Below are 13,586 nucleotides of genomic sequence, written 5' to 3' on the forward strand. Positions count from 1 at the left end.
GTAAACATGGGAAATAGTGACCACAGGCGCGTGTCGCGCTGGTTCAAATATGCATCGCCGGCAGTGTTCTATCCGCTGGCCGGAAAACTGATCCGCTACTGCACGGCGGCCGCGATTGCGCTGACCGCGCTGGGCTTGTACATCGGCTTTTTTGTCGCACCGACCGACTTTCAGCAAGGCGACGCCTACCGGATTATTTTTGTTCACGTGCCCGCTGCCTGGATGTCGATGGTGATTTACCTGGCGATGGCGTTCTGGGCAGCGATGGGGCTGGCGTTCAATACGCGGCTGTCGTCGATGATGGCCAGCGCGCTGGCGCCTACCGGTGCGATGTTCACTTTTCTGGCGCTATGGACCGGCGCGCTGTGGGGCAAGCCGACCTGGGGTACCTGGTGGGTGTGGGATGCGCGCCTGACCTCGGAACTGATCCTGCTGTTCCTGTACCTGGGCTTCATGGCGCTGCAAGCCGCCATCGACGAGCCGCGCCGTGCTGACCGCGCCGGCGCCGTGCTGGCACTGGTCGGGGTGGTCAATGTGCCGGTGATTTATTTTTCGGTGCAGTGGTGGAACACGCTGCATCAGGGATCGTCGATCAATTTCAAGAGCGCGCCCAGCATGGCGATGACCATGTTGCTGGGCATGCTGATTATGGCGCTGGCGTTCTGGGCTTACAGCATTGCAGCCGCGCTGGTGCGGGTGCGCTGCATCATGCTTGAACGCGACGCGCATAGTGACTGGAGCCGTGAGGCAGTAGGAGTATAGACATGATCTGGAACAAGCTGAGTGAATTCTGGGCGATGGGCGGCTACGCCTTGTATGTCTGGGGCTCGATGGCCGTGGTGGCCTTGTGCATGGGCTTTGAAATGTGGCACCTGAGACGGCGCCACGCGCAGGCGCGCAGCCTGGCGGAACAGGCGCAAGGACGGCCGGCGCGCGCGCCGGCGGTGGTGCAATATAGCTCGCATGGGGTGCAAGATGAAGCCGCGGCATAAACGGCTGGCGCTGATCGCCGGCGGCGTGGCCGCGCTGGGCGTGGCGGTGGCGCTGCTGTTGTCGGCGTTCCAGCAGAACCTGGTGTTCTTCTACACGCCGACGCAAATTCTTGAAGGCGAAGCGCCGCGCAACCGCAGCTTCCGCATGGGCGGCATGGTGCAGCCGGGCAGCTTGCAGCGCCAGGCCGACGGCGTGACGGTGGCCTTTGTGGTCAGCGACACCGCGCGCCAGATCAAGGTCCAGTACAAGGGCATCCTGCCGGATCTGTTCAAGGAAGGCAAGGGTGTGGTGGCGCAAGGCCGGCTGGGCGAGGGCATGCTGTTCCTGGCCGACGAAGTGCTGGCCAAGCACGACGAAAACTACATGCCGCCGGAAGCTGCTTACGCGCTCAAGCAGGGCGCAGCCGCACAGCAGGCAGAGGATAAAAAATAGGGGTATGAAATGATTGCAGAATTAGGAAACCTGGCACTGATGCTGGCGCTATGCCTGGCATTGGTGCAGGGCGTGATGCCCATCGTCGGTTCGTATCGCGCCGACCAGCGCTGGATGCGCCTGGCGCGTCCTGCCGCCGCCGGCCAGCTGGTGCTGCTGACGCTGGCGTTTGGCGCGCTGGCCTGGTCGTTCGTGCAGAATGACTTTTCGCTGGCCTATGTGGCCGGCAATTCCAACTCGATGCTGCCGCTGCACTTCCGCATTGCCGCCACGTGGGGCGGGCATGAAGGCTCGCTGCTGCTGTGGGTCGAGATGCTGGCCTTGTGGACCTTTGCCGTGGCCTGCCTGAGCCGCCAGCTACCGGATGTGATGGTGGCGCGGGTGCTGGGCGTGCTGGGCCTGGTCAGCGTTGGCTTCCTGTGCTTTATGCTGTTCACCTCGAATCCGTTCGAGCGCCTGCTGCCGGCCGCTGTTGATGGCCGCGACCTGAATCCGCTGTTGCAGGATTTCGGCATGATCGTCCATCCGCCGATGCTGTACATGGGCTATGTGGGCTTCTCGGTGGCGTTCGCGTTTGCGATTGCCGCGCTGATGGGCGGTCAGCTGGACGCCGCCTGGGCGCGCTGGTCGCGGCCGTGGACGCTGGTGGCGTGGGTGTTCCTGACGCTCGGCATCTTCATGGGCAGCTATTGGGCGTATTACGAGCTGGGTTGGGGCGGCTGGTGGTTCTGGGACGCCGTTGAAAACGCCTCCTTCATGCCGTGGCTGGTTGGTTCGGCGCTGGTGCACTCGCTGGCGGTGACGGAAAAGCGCGGCAGCTTCAAGAACTGGACCGTGCTGCTGGCGATCATCGCCTTCTCGCTGTCGCTGCTGGGAACCTTCCTGGTGCGTTCCGGCGTGCTGACCTCGGTGCACGCGTTTGCCACCGATCCGCGTCGCGGCCTGTTTATCCTGATTTTCCTGGCGCTGGTGATCGGCGGCTCGCTGCTGCTGTACGCCTGGCGTGCGCCGAAAGTCGGCTCCGGCGGCAAGTTCGGCATGCTGTCGCGCGAATCGCTGCTGCTGGTAAACAATGTCTTGCTGCTGGCTGCGGCCGGCACCGTGCTGCTGGGCACGCTGTATCCGCTATTCCTGGATGCGCTCAGTCTCGGCAAGATTTCGGTCGGTCCGCCGTACTTCGAAGCGGTATTCGTGCCGTTGATGCTGCCGGTGCTGGTGCTGCTGGCGGTCGGTCCCTTCCTGCGCTGGAAGGACGCGCCGCTGAACGAACTGCTGCACCGCTTGCGCTGGATCGCGCTGGGCACGCTGCTGTTTGCCGTGGCGATCCAGTTGTGGCTGTCGCCCACGCCGATGGTGCTGGTGGGCGTCGCCTGCGCATTCTGGATCTGCGTGGGCACCGCCTCGCACATGCTGGAACGGCTGCGCCACGTCGCCCCTGGCACCAGTGCGTGGCAGCGCCTGCGCCGCCAGCCGCTGAGCTACTGGGGCATGCTGGCCGCGCACGCCGGCATAGGCGTGTTCGTGGTCGGCGTCACGCTGGTCAAGGGCATGGAAACCGCCAACGACGTCAGCATGCAGGTGGGCGACACCACGCACGCCGGCAGCCATGTATTCCGCTTCAGCGCACTGGCGCCGGTGCAGGGCCCGAACTACAGCGGTACTGAAGGCACGTTCGAGGTGACGCGCGACGGCCAGCTGGTGGCCACGCTGCGCGCGCAGAAGCGCGTCTATAAGGCGCAAGGCATGCCGATGACCGAGGCGGCCATCGACCGTGGCTTTACCCGCGACCTGTACGTCTCGCTAGGCGAGGAAACCGCGCCGGGCGTGTGGGTGGTGCGCGTGCAGCACAAGCCGTTTGTCGGCTGGATCTGGGCCGGTTGCCTGATCATGTCGGCCGGCGGACTGCTGGCGGCAGGGGACAAACGCTATCGCATGGCCGCCAGCCATCGCCGCCTGGCGGCCGGGCCGGCGCTGGCCGCCAGCGAACAGCCAGCCCAAGCCTGAACATCCACAGGAGAGAACGCATATGAAACGATTTCTGCTGCCGCTGGGCGTGTTTGTCGCCTTGCTGGTTTTTCTGGCCGTCGGCCTCAAGCTGAATCCGCGCGAGATACCGTCGCCGTTTATCGGCAAGCCGGCGCCGCAGTTTCACCTGAGCCAGCTGGGCGACCCGGCCGCCACCATCGCGCCGCCGGACATGCTAGGCCAGGTGTGGCTGCTGAATGTCTGGGCCTCGTGGTGCGAGGCGTGCCGCGACGAGCACGCGGCGTTGCTGGCGCTGTCGCAGCGCAAGCTGCTGCCGATTATCGGCCTGAACTACAAGGACCAGCGCGCCGACGGCAACAAGTGGCTGGCGCGCTTTGGCAATCCGTACACCCTGTCCGGCTTTGACGAGGATGGCCGGGTCGGCATCGACTACGGCGTCTACGGCGTACCGGAAACCTTTTTGATCGACAAACAAGGTGTGATCCGCTTCAAGTTCATCGGCGTACTGACGCCGGAAATCATTGAGCAGAAGCTGATGCCGCTGATAAGGGAGTTGAACCGTGTTTAAATTAATACCCATGCTGCTGGCCTGTGTGCTGGTGCTGTCGTCGCCACTGGCAGCGGAAGCGCCGCCAGTGGCGGCCGACCCGGTACTGGAACAGCGCGTGCTGAGCCTGTCCGAACAATTGCGCTGCCTGGTGTGCCAGAACCAGACCATCGCTGAATCGCACGCCGAGCTGGCCATCGACCTGCGCAACCAGGTGCGCGAGCAGCTGGCGCAGGGCAGCAGCGAACAACAGGTGATCGACTACATGGTGGCGCGCTACGGCGACTTCGTCATGTATCGCCCGCCGTTCAAGCCCATGACCTGGCTGCTGTGGTGGGGGCCGGCGCTGCTGCTGGCCGCCGGCCTGGGCGGGCTGGCGCTGCAACTGCACCGCCGCGCTGCGACAGAACCTGAATTATCGCCTGCCGAGCTGGCGCGCGCCGCCGCGCTGCTGGATGCATCACTGCCTGAGAAAGAAATGACATGACTACGTTTTCCATTGCCGCCGCGTTGCTGACAGCGCTGTCGCTGCTGTTCATCCTGCCGCCGTTGTTGCGCAGCGAGCGTCCGCGCCGTGGTCCGGCCGCGCGCGCTGTCGCCAACCTCGCGGTGCTGCGCGACCAACTACGCGAGCTGGACGCCGATCTGGCGGCTGGCACCATCGACGCCACCGGCTATGCGCAGGCGCGCGGCGAGCTGGAACGGCGCGTCGCCAGCGACGTCGGCGCCGTGCCTGCCGCCACGGCCGAACAGCTGGGCGGTCCGCGCCGCCTGGCTGCCGCGTTGCTGACGCTGGCGCTGCCAGCGCTGGCCTGCGCCTTTTATCTGCTGCTGGGCACGCCGGTTGCGCTTGATCCCACGCGCATGCAAGCCAACGAGGAACTGGCGCGCCAGACCGAACTGGCGGAACTGGTGGAAGGCATGGCCGCGCAGCTGCGCAAGCAGCCGAACGATGTGGCTGGCTGGAATATGCTGGCGCGCTCCTATGCCAGCATGGGCAATTTCGAGAAGGCAGCCGACACCTATCGTCACCTGATCAGCCTGGACCCGGACAATCCGAATCTGCTGGTCGACTTCGCCGATGTGCTGGCCATGTCGCGTGGAAAAACCATGCAGGGCGAGCCGGAGCAGCTGGTGATGCGCGCGCTGCGTATCGACGCCGAAAACTTCAAGGGCTTGTCGCTGCTCGGCAGTACCTTGTTTGAGCGGGGTGATTACGCTGGCGCGGTGGCGCAATGGAAAAAGATTCTGCCGCTGGTGCCGCCGGATTCCGACACGGCGCGCAACACCATCGAAAGCATTGCTATTGCGCAGCAGCGCCAGGCAGCACCGTGAACTGTCTTTTACTTATGAGAGGTAACAAATGATGAAGAAACAGATAGCCGCCATGGCGGTCATGGCCAGCGTTCTGCTGCCGGCTGGCGTTGCCAGCGCAGCCGCAGCTGCTGCGCAGCCAGGCGCCAATCCGCACGGCCGCCCGGCGTCGCCGCAGGCGCTCAAGCCCTTGCCGAAACAGGACAAGCTGAGCATACGCGGCTGGTCGTCGCCCGCGCCCGCCGCCTGGACCCCGGTAGAGCCCGCCAGCACAATGCGTGCCGCCCAGTTCATCCTGCCTGGCGGCACCGGAAAGCCCGCCGACGATGGCGAAATGGTCGCGTACTTCTTCCCGGCCGGCGATGGCGGCAGCCAGGAAGCCAATATCGAACGCTGGAGCGCGGAAGTGACCGACGCCGCCGGCAAGCCGGTCAAGCCGCAGATTACCACCGCCAAGGCAGGCATGACCAAGGTCACGCTGCTGACGCTGCAAGGCAATTACACCCGTGGCGCGAATATGCTGCCAGGCGCGGAACGCAAGAGCAATCAGACTTTGCTGGTGGCGATGGTGGAAACCAGCATCGGCCGCATCACGCTGCAAGCCTATGGCCCTAGCAAGACGGTTGCCGCGCACCGCGACAGTTTTATCAAGCTGGCCAACAGCTTCGCGCCGGGCTAGGCGGGTTCAGGGACGGATGCGCAGGGTGCTGGCGATCAGCGCCACACTCTGCGGGCTGTCCCATTCGCGGCTGCCATAGTGGCGTGCCAGCACGCGGCCTTGCGCGTCCACCAGCAGCGTTAGCGGGATGCGGTCCGCGCCCAGCATGATTTCCAGTTGCAGCTGATGGTCGATATAGTTGGGGAAGCGGATGCCTGCACCGCGCAGGAAGGCGCTGGCGCGGTCGCGGTAGTCGTCGGTAGAAACGCCGATGACGTTGAACTGCTTGCCGTAGCGCTGCGCCAGACGTTGCAGCGAACCCATTTCGGCACGGCAGGGACCGCACCAGCTGGCCCAGACATTGATCACCAGCGGCTTGCCGCGATAGGCGTTCAGCTCACGCGCGGGCCCCAGCAGCGGATCCAGCGTGGCCTGGCGCAAGGGCGCGCCGATGGCCACCTGTCCGATGGCTTGGGCAGGTGGCGCCGCGCTGGCGCCATGCATTGTCAGCGCCAGTGTCAGCAGCAGGGTGGTACTTGTCGTTTTCATGAGGCGCAGTATAAGAAGGCTGCGCCTCAAGAATCCTTGACTTACATCAACTCCAGCTCGATCAGCGCATCGTTGCCGTACTGCTTGCTGCCGACCGGGACCGAATACGACTTGCCGTCCTTGCCGATCGTCAGCGGTACGCGCGTCTCGCCATCCAGCAGTGTGGCGCGCGCTAGCGGCGCCTCGGCGCGTACGCTCAGCTTGAAGTCCTTGAAGCCGCACCAGTCGGTGGTGAGCGTCAGCGTGTTGATCGTCGCGCGCAGCATGAACGGAATGTAGTTCTTGCCGATCGCCACCAGCACGCGGCACTCAAGGCGGATATCGCCCAGCCGCCGCATGCCGGCCGGAACGCCGGCACTGTGCACATCGGGCCAGAAGCTGAAGTAGCTTTTCTTTTTGTTGAGGACGATATCGGCGTTCTCGTCTTCGGCCGTCTCATCGCGTGGCAGCACGAAGCGGTGGCCGGCGTCCAGCGGCAGCGCGATGTCGCTCTGCTTGCCGGACACGCGCAGCGTCACGCCATCCATTGCGTCCGCTGGCGCCTTGGCCTTTAGCGTCAGGCGGAACCAGACTTGCTGCGCATCCGGCGCCAGCTCGTGGTTGTCTTCAAACGCATCCAGGCCGGACAGCATATAGCGGTAGGGCTGCAAGTCCGGGCTGCGGGTGCCGTTGATGACCACCACCGGGCTTTGCTCCTCCGGCTCGTCTTTCTCTGCTGCCGCTGCCAGCAGCGGCAGCAGCAGGACCAGCAGCAGCTTAGACTTCTTCACGGCGACGACGCATATACACTGCCACGGCGATCATGGCGATACCGGCGGCCGCGCCTATCCATACGCTGGGACCACCCAGCGTCGACCACGAAGCATTGAAGATGGCGTCCGGCAGCGGCAGCTTGTGTTCTTCGTGAGCGATCTCGATGGTGTCCTTGCTGAAGGCCAGCCACGAGCCTGGCACCACGCCCAGCAGGATGCGGTTGGTGATATGGCTGGCGAACCACAGCGCGTCCACGCCGAAGTGCAGCGCCTTCTGTGCCCACACCAGCAGCAGCGTGATGATCACCGGCGTGCCAACTGCCCACAGGAATACCTTGGAGCGCGCCATGCTCGACACCATCAGCAGCCAGCCGACCGTCGGCAGGGCCCACAGTATGTACACCGGCAGCAGCCCGACCAGGCGCAGCGGCGACAGGTACAGCTCGGGTGACCCGAGGATCTCGCCAAACAGGTTGGTGCCATGGATTAGCAGTGTCACGCAAGTCGCCAGCAGCATGATCAGGCCCAGCGCCACCGCGACGCCGATCGTGATCAGCGGCGCCACCACCAGGGCCAGCAGCACTTTCGACAGCACCGTGGTCAGGTCCGACACCGGCAGCGATTTCCAGAACAGCAGGCTGCGGTCGCGGCGCTCGTCATGCAGCGCGCTCAGGCAGTAGAAGAACACCAGTAGTCCCAGCACCATCAGCACCGGCATGCCGGTACCGATATACGCTTGCGCCAGCGTTTCCGCAATGCGCTGCCGGATCGCGCCTTCAATAGTAATGGTGTTGAAGCTGTGGCCATCGACCTGGATATTTTGCACATGCCCCATCACCAGTGCGCTCAGCACCAGCGCGGCGATGGCGCCGGCGATCACCAGCGGGGTCCACAGCAGCATGCCCTTGTTTTCCCACATCTCGCGCTTGATCAGCCATTTCATCGTTTTCATGCGTAGCTTCCTTTCATGGTAGCGACAAACAGATCGGCCACGCTGGGCGTGCGCAGTTCGCCAAATGTCGACAGTTGCGCGCGGTCGGCGCCGTCAAACAGCATCACCGGCTTGCCGAACACGGTGCGCTGGCTCAGCGGTTGCAGGGCGTTGGCGGCGGCGGCGAATTGCGGCTCGACCATCACCTCGGTGAAACGTTCGCCCACTTCATCCATCGACGCTGCCAGCGAAATCTTGCCGTTTTCGATGAACAGCAGATCGGTGAGGATGTGCTCGACTTCCTCGATCTGGTGGGTGGTGATCAGGATGGTCTTGTTTTCGTCGAAGTAGTCTTCCAGCAGGTTCTGGTAGAACTGCTTGCGGTACAGGATGTCCAGGCCCAGCGTCGGCTCGTCCAGCACCAGCAGGCGGGCGTCGATCGCCATCACCAGCGCCAGGTGCAGCTGCACCACCATGCCCTTGGACATGGCTTTCACCTTCATCTCCGGCTTGAGCTTGGTGTTGGCGATGTATTTCTCGGCCTTGCTGCGGTCGAAGCGCGGATGCACGCCTTCCACGAAGTCGATGGCGTCCTTGACTTTCAGCCAGCGCGGCAGAATCGCCACGTCGGCGATGAAGCAGACTTCGTTCATCAGTGCTTCGCGCTGGCTGCGCGGGTCCATGCCCAGCACCGACAGCTCGCCGTCAAAGCGGGTCAGGCCGAGGATGGCCTTGAGCGTGGTGGTTTTGCCGGAACCGTTTGGACCGATCAGGCCGACAATGCGGCCGGCCTCGACGCTGAAACTGGCGCCGTCCAGCGCGGCCTGCTTGCCGTATTGCTTGACCAGGTTGCTGGCGGTGATGACGGCGCTCATTGTGCACCTCCCGGCGCTGCTTGCAGCAGGGTTTCCAGATCCAGCCCGAGGCGGCGGATGCGTTCCAGCAGGGCAGGCCAGTCTTCGCGCAGGAAACGTTCACGTTCGCTGGCCAGCAGTTTGTCGCGGGCGCCATCAGTTACATACATACCTATCCCCCTCCGTTTTTCGACCAGCGTTTCGTCCACCAGCTCCTGGTAGGCGCGGGACACCGTGATCGGGTTGAGTTGATAATCGGCGGCAATCTGCCGCACCGAGGGCAGGGCGTCGCCCGGCTTCAGAAGGCCGTCCAGCATCATGCCGACGACCTTGTCTTTCAGCTGCCGATAGATCGGCGTGTTGTCATTCCACATACATGTTTACCCCTTACGTGTGTTAATGAAGTGGTGTTGTAGTTAACTATAACACTAGAAATCAAAAACGCAAGAAAAGTTTTTATTAAGCACCCGCACGATTGGAAAAAGGCTATTGTTGACGAGTTGCTATATAGTCTGACAGTTGCGTCAATCAACATACTAGGGGAAACAATGAGCACCAATGACATCGCTCAGCGCATCAGTGCGCTGATCAAGCAATTTGAGAGTGACATCCTGACACTGTGGACCGGCGAACTGGCCGCCAAGACTTTCCGCAACGATGACGCCACCGAGCGCCATTGCCGCCAGTTCCTGGCGCTGCTGCCTGCCGCGATTGCCGGCGGCGGCACCGACGACATTCATTCGCGTCATTGGGATGAGGTGCGCAATCTGCTGACCGAGATCTCGACCCAGCGCGCCAAAAGTGGCTCGACGCCGAATGAAACCGCGACCTTTGTGTTCTCGCTCAAGCAATCGCTGTTCACCACGCTGCGCCGCGAACTGAGCAACGAGGCGGCACAGCTGGCCGATGGGCTGTGGGCCATCAGCACCTTGCTGGATCAGCTGGGCCTGTACACGGTGGAAGTGTTCCAGAAAAGCCGCGACCAGATCATTGTGCGCCAGCAGCATGAGCTGATGGAATTGTCGACGCCGGTGGTCAAACTGTGGCAGGACATTCTGGCGCTGCCGCTGATCGGCACGCTGGACAGCGCGCGCAGCCAGGTGGTGATGGAAAGCCTGCTGGAAAAAGTGGTGGAAACCGGCGCCGCCATCGCCATCATCGACATCACCGGTGTGCCGACTGTCGATACGCTGGTGGCGCAGCACCTGATGAAAACCATCGCCGCCGCGCGCCTGATGGGCGCCGACTGCATCATCAGCGGCATCCGTCCGCAGATCGCACAGACCATTGTGCACCTGGGCGTCAACCTGGAGGACGTGGTCACCAAGGCGACGCTGGCGGATGCCTTTGTGGTGGCGCTGCAACGCGTCGGCGCCACCATTCAACGCAACGGGTGAGCACGGCATGGAACGCATTCCTATCTTGCGCATTGGCGACTTGCTGCTGGTGACCATCCAGGTGGACATGCATGACCGCCTGGCCATGACGTTGCAGGACGACCTGACCGAGCGCATCGTTAAAGACCGTGCCAAGGGCGTGCTGATCGACATTTCGGCACTCGATCTGGTGGATTCCTTCATCGGCCGCATGATCAGCAACACCGCCGCCATGGCGCGCGTGCTCGACGCGCAGACGGTGCTGGTCGGCATGCAGCCGGCGGTGGCGATCACGCTGGTGGAGCTGGGGCTGACGCTGCCCGGCGTTAAAACTGCGCTGAATGTCGAAAAAGGCATGCAGCTGCTCGGCAAGAGCTATCACTGATGAATACCGATGGCACCTTCGATCTCGACCGCTACAACTCGCCGCTGCTGCTGCGCTATGCCGCTACGGCCGACTTGCACCAGGTGTTGCCGCTGCAAGGCGACGAGCATGTGGTGCAGGTGCGCAAGCAGGTGCGCGAGCACGCGCTGGCGCTCAAACTCAGCCTGGTCGACCAGACCAAGCTGGTGACCGCCGCCAGCGAGCTGGCGCGCAATACGCTGAAGTATGGTGGCGGTGGCGTGGTGGTGCTGGAGCGGCTCAGCGACGGCTTGCGCAAGGGCTTGCGGCTGGTGTTTGCCGATACCGGCCCTGGCATTGCCGACATCGAGCAGGCGCTGCGCGATGGCTATACCAGTGGCGGCGGCCTTGGTCTGGGACTGGGCGGCACCAAGCGCCTGGTCGACGATTTTGTGATTGATTCACGTCCACAACAGGGCACTGCGGTCGCTATCATTAAATGGAAAATCTAAGCAGCACGCTCGACCCGGTCCGCTGGGTCGCGATCCACCACGCCAGCGACGCCGCCGAGGCGCGCCGTGTCGGGCAGGGGCTGGCCGCGCAGCTGGGACTGAGCGAAACCCGCAGCGGCCAGCTGGCGATCATGGTGACCGAGGCGGCCACCAACATCCTCAAGCACGCCGGCGACGGCCGCATGCAGCTGGCCATCGTCAACCATGGCGGCCTGCGCTGTATTGAAGTACTGGCGATCGATCAGGGTCCAGGCATCGCCAATCTGGCGCAAGCCATGACCGATGGTGTATCCAGCGCCGGCACCGCCGGCACCGGCCTGGGTGCGATGCGGCGCCTGGCCGACCAGTTCGACTGGTATAGCGCACCCGGCAAGGGGACGGTGATTTTCCTGCGCCTGTGGCAAGCGGGGACGCCGGCGCGGCTGCCGCAGCTGGGCGGCGTGTGCCTGCCGCTGGCCAGCGAGACGGTCAGCGGCGACGCCTGGGCCGTCCGCGTGCAAGCGGACGGCTTGACGCTGCTGGCGGCGGATGGCCTGGGGCATGGGCCGGAAGCGGCCAAGGCGGCCGACGCCGCGCTGGCGGTGCTGGCGGCGCAGTCAGCACAGGCGCCATCCGAGCTGATGCTGGCCTGCCACCAAGCGTTGCGGCCGACGCGCGGTGCGGCAGTGGCGATTGCCGCGCTGGACAGCGCCACCCAGCAGCTGAAATTTGCCGGTGTCGGCAATATCAGCGCCTGCATCATCGGTGACGAAGGGCGGCGGCAACTGATGTCGCACAATGGTATTGTCGGTCACAATATGCGCAAGGTGCAGGACCTGCTGTTTCCGTGCCCGCGCGGTGCGACTGTGATACTGGCCAGCGACGGCATCGGTACCAACTGGGACCTGGCCACCTATCCGGGTCTGCTGGCGCGTGAACCTGCGGTGATCGCAGCGGTGCTGCTGCGCGATTACAGCCGTGGCCGCGACGATGCCAGCGTGCTGGTGGTGCGCATGCCGGAGTCGGCGGCATGAGCGCCCAGCGTATCTTGCAGATGGGCATAGACAGCGAACCGGATGTGGTGACGGTGCGCCAGCGCGCGCGCCAGATCGCCGCGTTGCTGACACTGGGCGTGCAAGACCAGGTGCGGGTGGCGACCGCCGTCTCGGAAGTGGCGCGCTGCGCCTATGGCCGCCTGACTGGCGGGCGGGCGGTGTTTGTCGTTGGCGGCCAGCCGCCGCAATTGCAGGTGACGATCAGCGCCGATGGCGCCGCCCGGCCGGCGCCGCAGCCGGCCATGCCAGGCGAGCCGCATGACCCGTTGCAGGAAGCGATCCTGACCGCGCAGCGGCTGATGGACGATTGCAATGTGGTGGCGGCCTCGCCGACCACGCTGCATGTGGTGATGCGCAAGTCGCTACCGGCGGCACTGGCCGCCAATGCGCGCGAGCTGGCGCTGATCGGTGCACAGCTGGCCGGTACGCCGGTGCAAAACACCTACGCTGAAATCGAGCAGCAAAACCGCGACCTGGCACAGGCGCTGGCCGAGTTGCGCGAGCGGCAGGATGATCTGCTGGCGCTGACGCGCGAGCTGGAGGACACCAACCGTGGCGTGGTGGCGCTGTACGCCGAAATCGAGGACAAGGCCGAGCGTCTGCGCAAGGCCGATGAAATGAAATCACGCTTCCTGTCGAATACCAGCCATGAGCTGCGCACGCCGCTGAGCTCGATCCGCGCGCTGACCCAGCTACTGCTGGACCGCATGGATGGCCCGTTGACGCCGGAGCAGGAACGCCAGGTCAGCTTTATCTCGCAGGCGGCCGGCGACTTGTCGGAACTGGTCAACGACCTGCTGGACCTGGCCAAGATCGAAGCGGGCAAGGTGGAAATTACGCTGGCGCCGGTGCAGCTGGACCAGCTGTTCAGCGCGCTGAAAGGCATGTTGCGGCCGCTGACGCGCGATTCGACGGTGGAGCTGGTGTTTGTCGATCCGCCGCCGGTGGTGCTGGTGTCGGACGAAAGCAAGATCACGCAGATCCTGCGCAATTTCATTTCGAATGCGCTCAAGTTTACCGAGCACGGCAAGGTGGAGGTCGCACTGCGCGACTACCGTCCCGGCGATAGACTGACCTTCGCCGTCACCGACAGTGGCATTGGCATCAGTGCGGAAAACCAGCAACTGATCTTTGAAGAGTTCAGCCAGATCGAACATCCGCTGCAACGGCGCGCCAAAGGCACCGGCCTGGGACTGCCGCTGTGCCGCAAGCTGGCGGCGCTGCTGGGCGGCGAGGTCAGCGTGTGTAGCGCCGAAGGGCAGGGCTCGACGTTCTCTTTGCATCTGCCGGTGAATAGCTAAGGAA

The 13,586-nt window shown here is 64.0% G+C and carries 18 protein-coding genes; 13 read left to right on the top strand and 5 right to left on the bottom strand.

Annotation, left to right across the window (positions count from 1 at the left end):
* Positions 1-6 precede the first annotated feature (6 nt).
* The 8 genes from KW842_RS13525 to KW842_RS13560 are packed head-to-tail and all read left to right on the top strand — an operon-like array spanning position 7 to position 5,951.
* Positions 7-762 (top strand): heme ABC transporter permease, encoded by a 756-nt coding sequence (locus KW842_RS13525; RefSeq protein WP_218304611.1) that lies wholly within the window; start codon positions 7-9, stop codon positions 760-762.
* A gap of 2 nt (positions 763-764) precedes the next feature.
* Positions 765-992, top strand: a complete 228-nt coding sequence (ccmD, locus tag KW842_RS13530) for a heme exporter protein CcmD (RefSeq protein WP_218304612.1) — start codon at positions 765-767, stop codon at positions 990-992.
* Complete coding sequence (gene ccmE / locus KW842_RS13535) at positions 976-1,425, top strand: cytochrome c maturation protein CcmE (RefSeq protein WP_218304613.1); 450 nt, start codon at positions 976-978, stop codon at positions 1,423-1,425. The genes ccmD and ccmE overlap by 17 nt, the downstream gene beginning before the upstream one ends.
* 9 nt (positions 1,426-1,434) lie before the next feature.
* The gene (locus KW842_RS13540) at positions 1,435-3,429 is read left to right on the top strand and encodes a heme lyase CcmF/NrfE family subunit (RefSeq protein WP_218304614.1); all 1,995 of its coding nucleotides are present in this window, start codon (positions 1,435-1,437) and stop codon (positions 3,427-3,429) included.
* Positions 3,430-3,451: 22 nt separating this feature from the next.
* On the top strand, positions 3,452-3,979 hold the full coding sequence (locus KW842_RS13545; RefSeq protein ID WP_218304615.1) for a DsbE family thiol:disulfide interchange protein: 528 nt from the start codon (positions 3,452-3,454) through the stop codon (positions 3,977-3,979).
* Positions 3,972-4,445, top strand: coding sequence for a cytochrome c-type biogenesis protein (locus KW842_RS13550; RefSeq protein ID WP_373925179.1), 474 nt, complete (start codon positions 3,972-3,974; stop codon positions 4,443-4,445). Before KW842_RS13545 ends, KW842_RS13550 begins: the two co-directional genes overlap by 8 nt.
* Positions 4,442-5,293: a c-type cytochrome biogenesis protein CcmI gene (ccmI, locus tag KW842_RS13555; protein ID WP_218304616.1), complete on the top strand. Its 852-nt coding sequence runs from the start codon at positions 4,442-4,444 to the stop codon at positions 5,291-5,293. The genes KW842_RS13550 and ccmI overlap by 4 nt, the downstream gene beginning before the upstream one ends.
* Positions 5,294-5,321: 28 nt before the next feature.
* Entirely contained in the window at positions 5,322-5,951 is a 630-nt protein-coding gene (locus KW842_RS13560) for a hypothetical protein (protein ID WP_218304617.1), read from the top strand.
* Between the two features lie 6 nt (positions 5,952-5,957).
* Here KW842_RS13560 and KW842_RS13565 read toward each other — a convergent pair whose 3' ends face one another.
* Genes KW842_RS13565 through KW842_RS13585 form a run of 5 tightly spaced genes read right to left on the bottom strand, consistent with a single transcriptional unit; the run spans position 5,958 to position 9,390 of the window.
* Positions 5,958-6,479 carry a TlpA disulfide reductase family protein gene (locus KW842_RS13565; protein ID WP_218304618.1) on the bottom strand — a complete coding sequence of 174 codons (522 nt, stop codon included), beginning with the start codon at positions 6,477-6,479 and terminating at the stop codon, positions 5,958-5,960.
* 41 nt (positions 6,480-6,520) lie between these two features.
* A complete protein-coding gene (locus KW842_RS13570; protein ID WP_373925180.1) occupies positions 6,521-7,249 on the bottom strand; it encodes a hypothetical protein in 729 nt (242 codons plus the stop codon).
* Entirely contained in the window at positions 7,236-8,183 is a 948-nt protein-coding gene (locus KW842_RS13575; protein WP_218304619.1) for a hypothetical protein, read from the bottom strand. Before KW842_RS13575 ends, KW842_RS13570 begins: the two co-directional genes overlap by 14 nt.
* Positions 8,180-9,037 carry an ABC transporter ATP-binding protein gene (locus KW842_RS13580; RefSeq protein WP_218304620.1) on the bottom strand — a complete coding sequence of 286 codons (858 nt, stop codon included), beginning with the start codon at positions 9,035-9,037 and terminating at the stop codon, positions 8,180-8,182. Before KW842_RS13580 ends, KW842_RS13575 begins: the two co-directional genes overlap by 4 nt.
* Positions 9,034-9,390, bottom strand: a complete 357-nt coding sequence (locus KW842_RS13585) for a GntR family transcriptional regulator (protein WP_218304621.1) — start codon at positions 9,388-9,390, stop codon at positions 9,034-9,036. Before KW842_RS13585 ends, KW842_RS13580 begins: the two co-directional genes overlap by 4 nt.
* A 174-nt stretch (positions 9,391-9,564) precedes the next feature.
* Between KW842_RS13585 and KW842_RS13590 the strand changes: the two genes are divergently transcribed.
* Genes KW842_RS13590 through KW842_RS13610 form a run of 5 tightly spaced genes read left to right on the top strand, consistent with a single transcriptional unit; the run spans position 9,565 to position 13,582 of the window.
* A complete protein-coding gene (locus KW842_RS13590; RefSeq protein WP_218304622.1) occupies positions 9,565-10,413 on the top strand; it encodes an STAS domain-containing protein in 849 nt (282 codons plus the stop codon).
* A 7-nt stretch (positions 10,414-10,420) separates the two neighbouring features.
* Positions 10,421-10,777 carry an STAS domain-containing protein gene (locus tag KW842_RS13595; protein WP_218304623.1) on the top strand — a complete coding sequence of 119 codons (357 nt, stop codon included), beginning with the start codon at positions 10,421-10,423 and terminating at the stop codon, positions 10,775-10,777.
* Complete coding sequence (locus KW842_RS13600; protein WP_218304624.1) at positions 10,777-11,247, top strand: anti-sigma regulatory factor; 471 nt, start codon at positions 10,777-10,779, stop codon at positions 11,245-11,247. Before KW842_RS13595 ends, KW842_RS13600 begins: the two co-directional genes overlap by 1 nt.
* Positions 11,235-12,260: an ATP-binding SpoIIE family protein phosphatase gene (locus KW842_RS13605; RefSeq protein WP_218304625.1), complete on the top strand. Its 1,026-nt coding sequence runs from the start codon at positions 11,235-11,237 to the stop codon at positions 12,258-12,260. Before KW842_RS13600 ends, KW842_RS13605 begins: the two co-directional genes overlap by 13 nt.
* Positions 12,257-13,582, top strand: a complete 1,326-nt coding sequence (locus tag KW842_RS13610) for a sensor histidine kinase (RefSeq protein ID WP_218304626.1) — start codon at positions 12,257-12,259, stop codon at positions 13,580-13,582. Before KW842_RS13605 ends, KW842_RS13610 begins: the two co-directional genes overlap by 4 nt.
* Positions 13,583-13,586: the final 4 nt, after the last annotated feature.

The sequence above is a fragment of the Duganella sp. sic0402 genome (assembly GCF_019219065.1).
In the GTDB taxonomy this organism is placed as follows: Bacteria; Pseudomonadota; Gammaproteobacteria; order Burkholderiales; family Burkholderiaceae_D; genus Rugamonas.

Coding starts and splice junctions, on each gene's coding strand:
- KW842_RS13580 (WP_218304620.1), bottom strand. CDS start 9,037: ATGAGCGCCGTCATCACCGCCAGCAACCTGGTCAAGCAATACGGCAAG.
- ccmD (WP_218304612.1), top strand. CDS start 765: ATGATCTGGAACAAGCTGAGTGAATTCTGGGCGATGGGCGGCTACGCC.
- KW842_RS13575 (WP_218304619.1), bottom strand. CDS start 8,183: ATGAAAACGATGAAATGGCTGATCAAGCGCGAGATGTGGGAAAACAAG.
- ccmE (WP_218304613.1), top strand. CDS start 976: ATGAAGCCGCGGCATAAACGGCTGGCGCTGATCGCCGGCGGCGTGGCC.
- KW842_RS13590 (WP_218304622.1), top strand. CDS start 9,565: ATGAGCACCAATGACATCGCTCAGCGCATCAGTGCGCTGATCAAGCAA.
- KW842_RS13525 (WP_218304611.1), top strand. CDS start 7: ATGGGAAATAGTGACCACAGGCGCGTGTCGCGCTGGTTCAAATATGCA.
- KW842_RS13560 (WP_218304617.1), top strand. CDS start 5,322: ATGATGAAGAAACAGATAGCCGCCATGGCGGTCATGGCCAGCGTTCTG.
- KW842_RS13545 (WP_218304615.1), top strand. CDS start 3,452: ATGAAACGATTTCTGCTGCCGCTGGGCGTGTTTGTCGCCTTGCTGGTT.
- KW842_RS13605 (WP_218304625.1), top strand. CDS start 11,235: ATGGAAAATCTAAGCAGCACGCTCGACCCGGTCCGCTGGGTCGCGATC.
- KW842_RS13565 (WP_218304618.1), bottom strand. CDS start 6,479: ATGAAAACGACAAGTACCACCCTGCTGCTGACACTGGCGCTGACAATG.
- KW842_RS13600 (WP_218304624.1), top strand. CDS start 10,777: ATGAATACCGATGGCACCTTCGATCTCGACCGCTACAACTCGCCGCTG.
- ccmI (WP_218304616.1), top strand. CDS start 4,442: ATGACTACGTTTTCCATTGCCGCCGCGTTGCTGACAGCGCTGTCGCTG.
- KW842_RS13595 (WP_218304623.1), top strand. CDS start 10,421: ATGGAACGCATTCCTATCTTGCGCATTGGCGACTTGCTGCTGGTGACC.
- KW842_RS13585 (WP_218304621.1), bottom strand. CDS start 9,390: ATGTGGAATGACAACACGCCGATCTATCGGCAGCTGAAAGACAAGGTC.
- KW842_RS13540 (WP_218304614.1), top strand. CDS start 1,435: ATGATTGCAGAATTAGGAAACCTGGCACTGATGCTGGCGCTATGCCTG.
- KW842_RS13610 (WP_218304626.1), top strand. CDS start 12,257: ATGAGCGCCCAGCGTATCTTGCAGATGGGCATAGACAGCGAACCGGAT.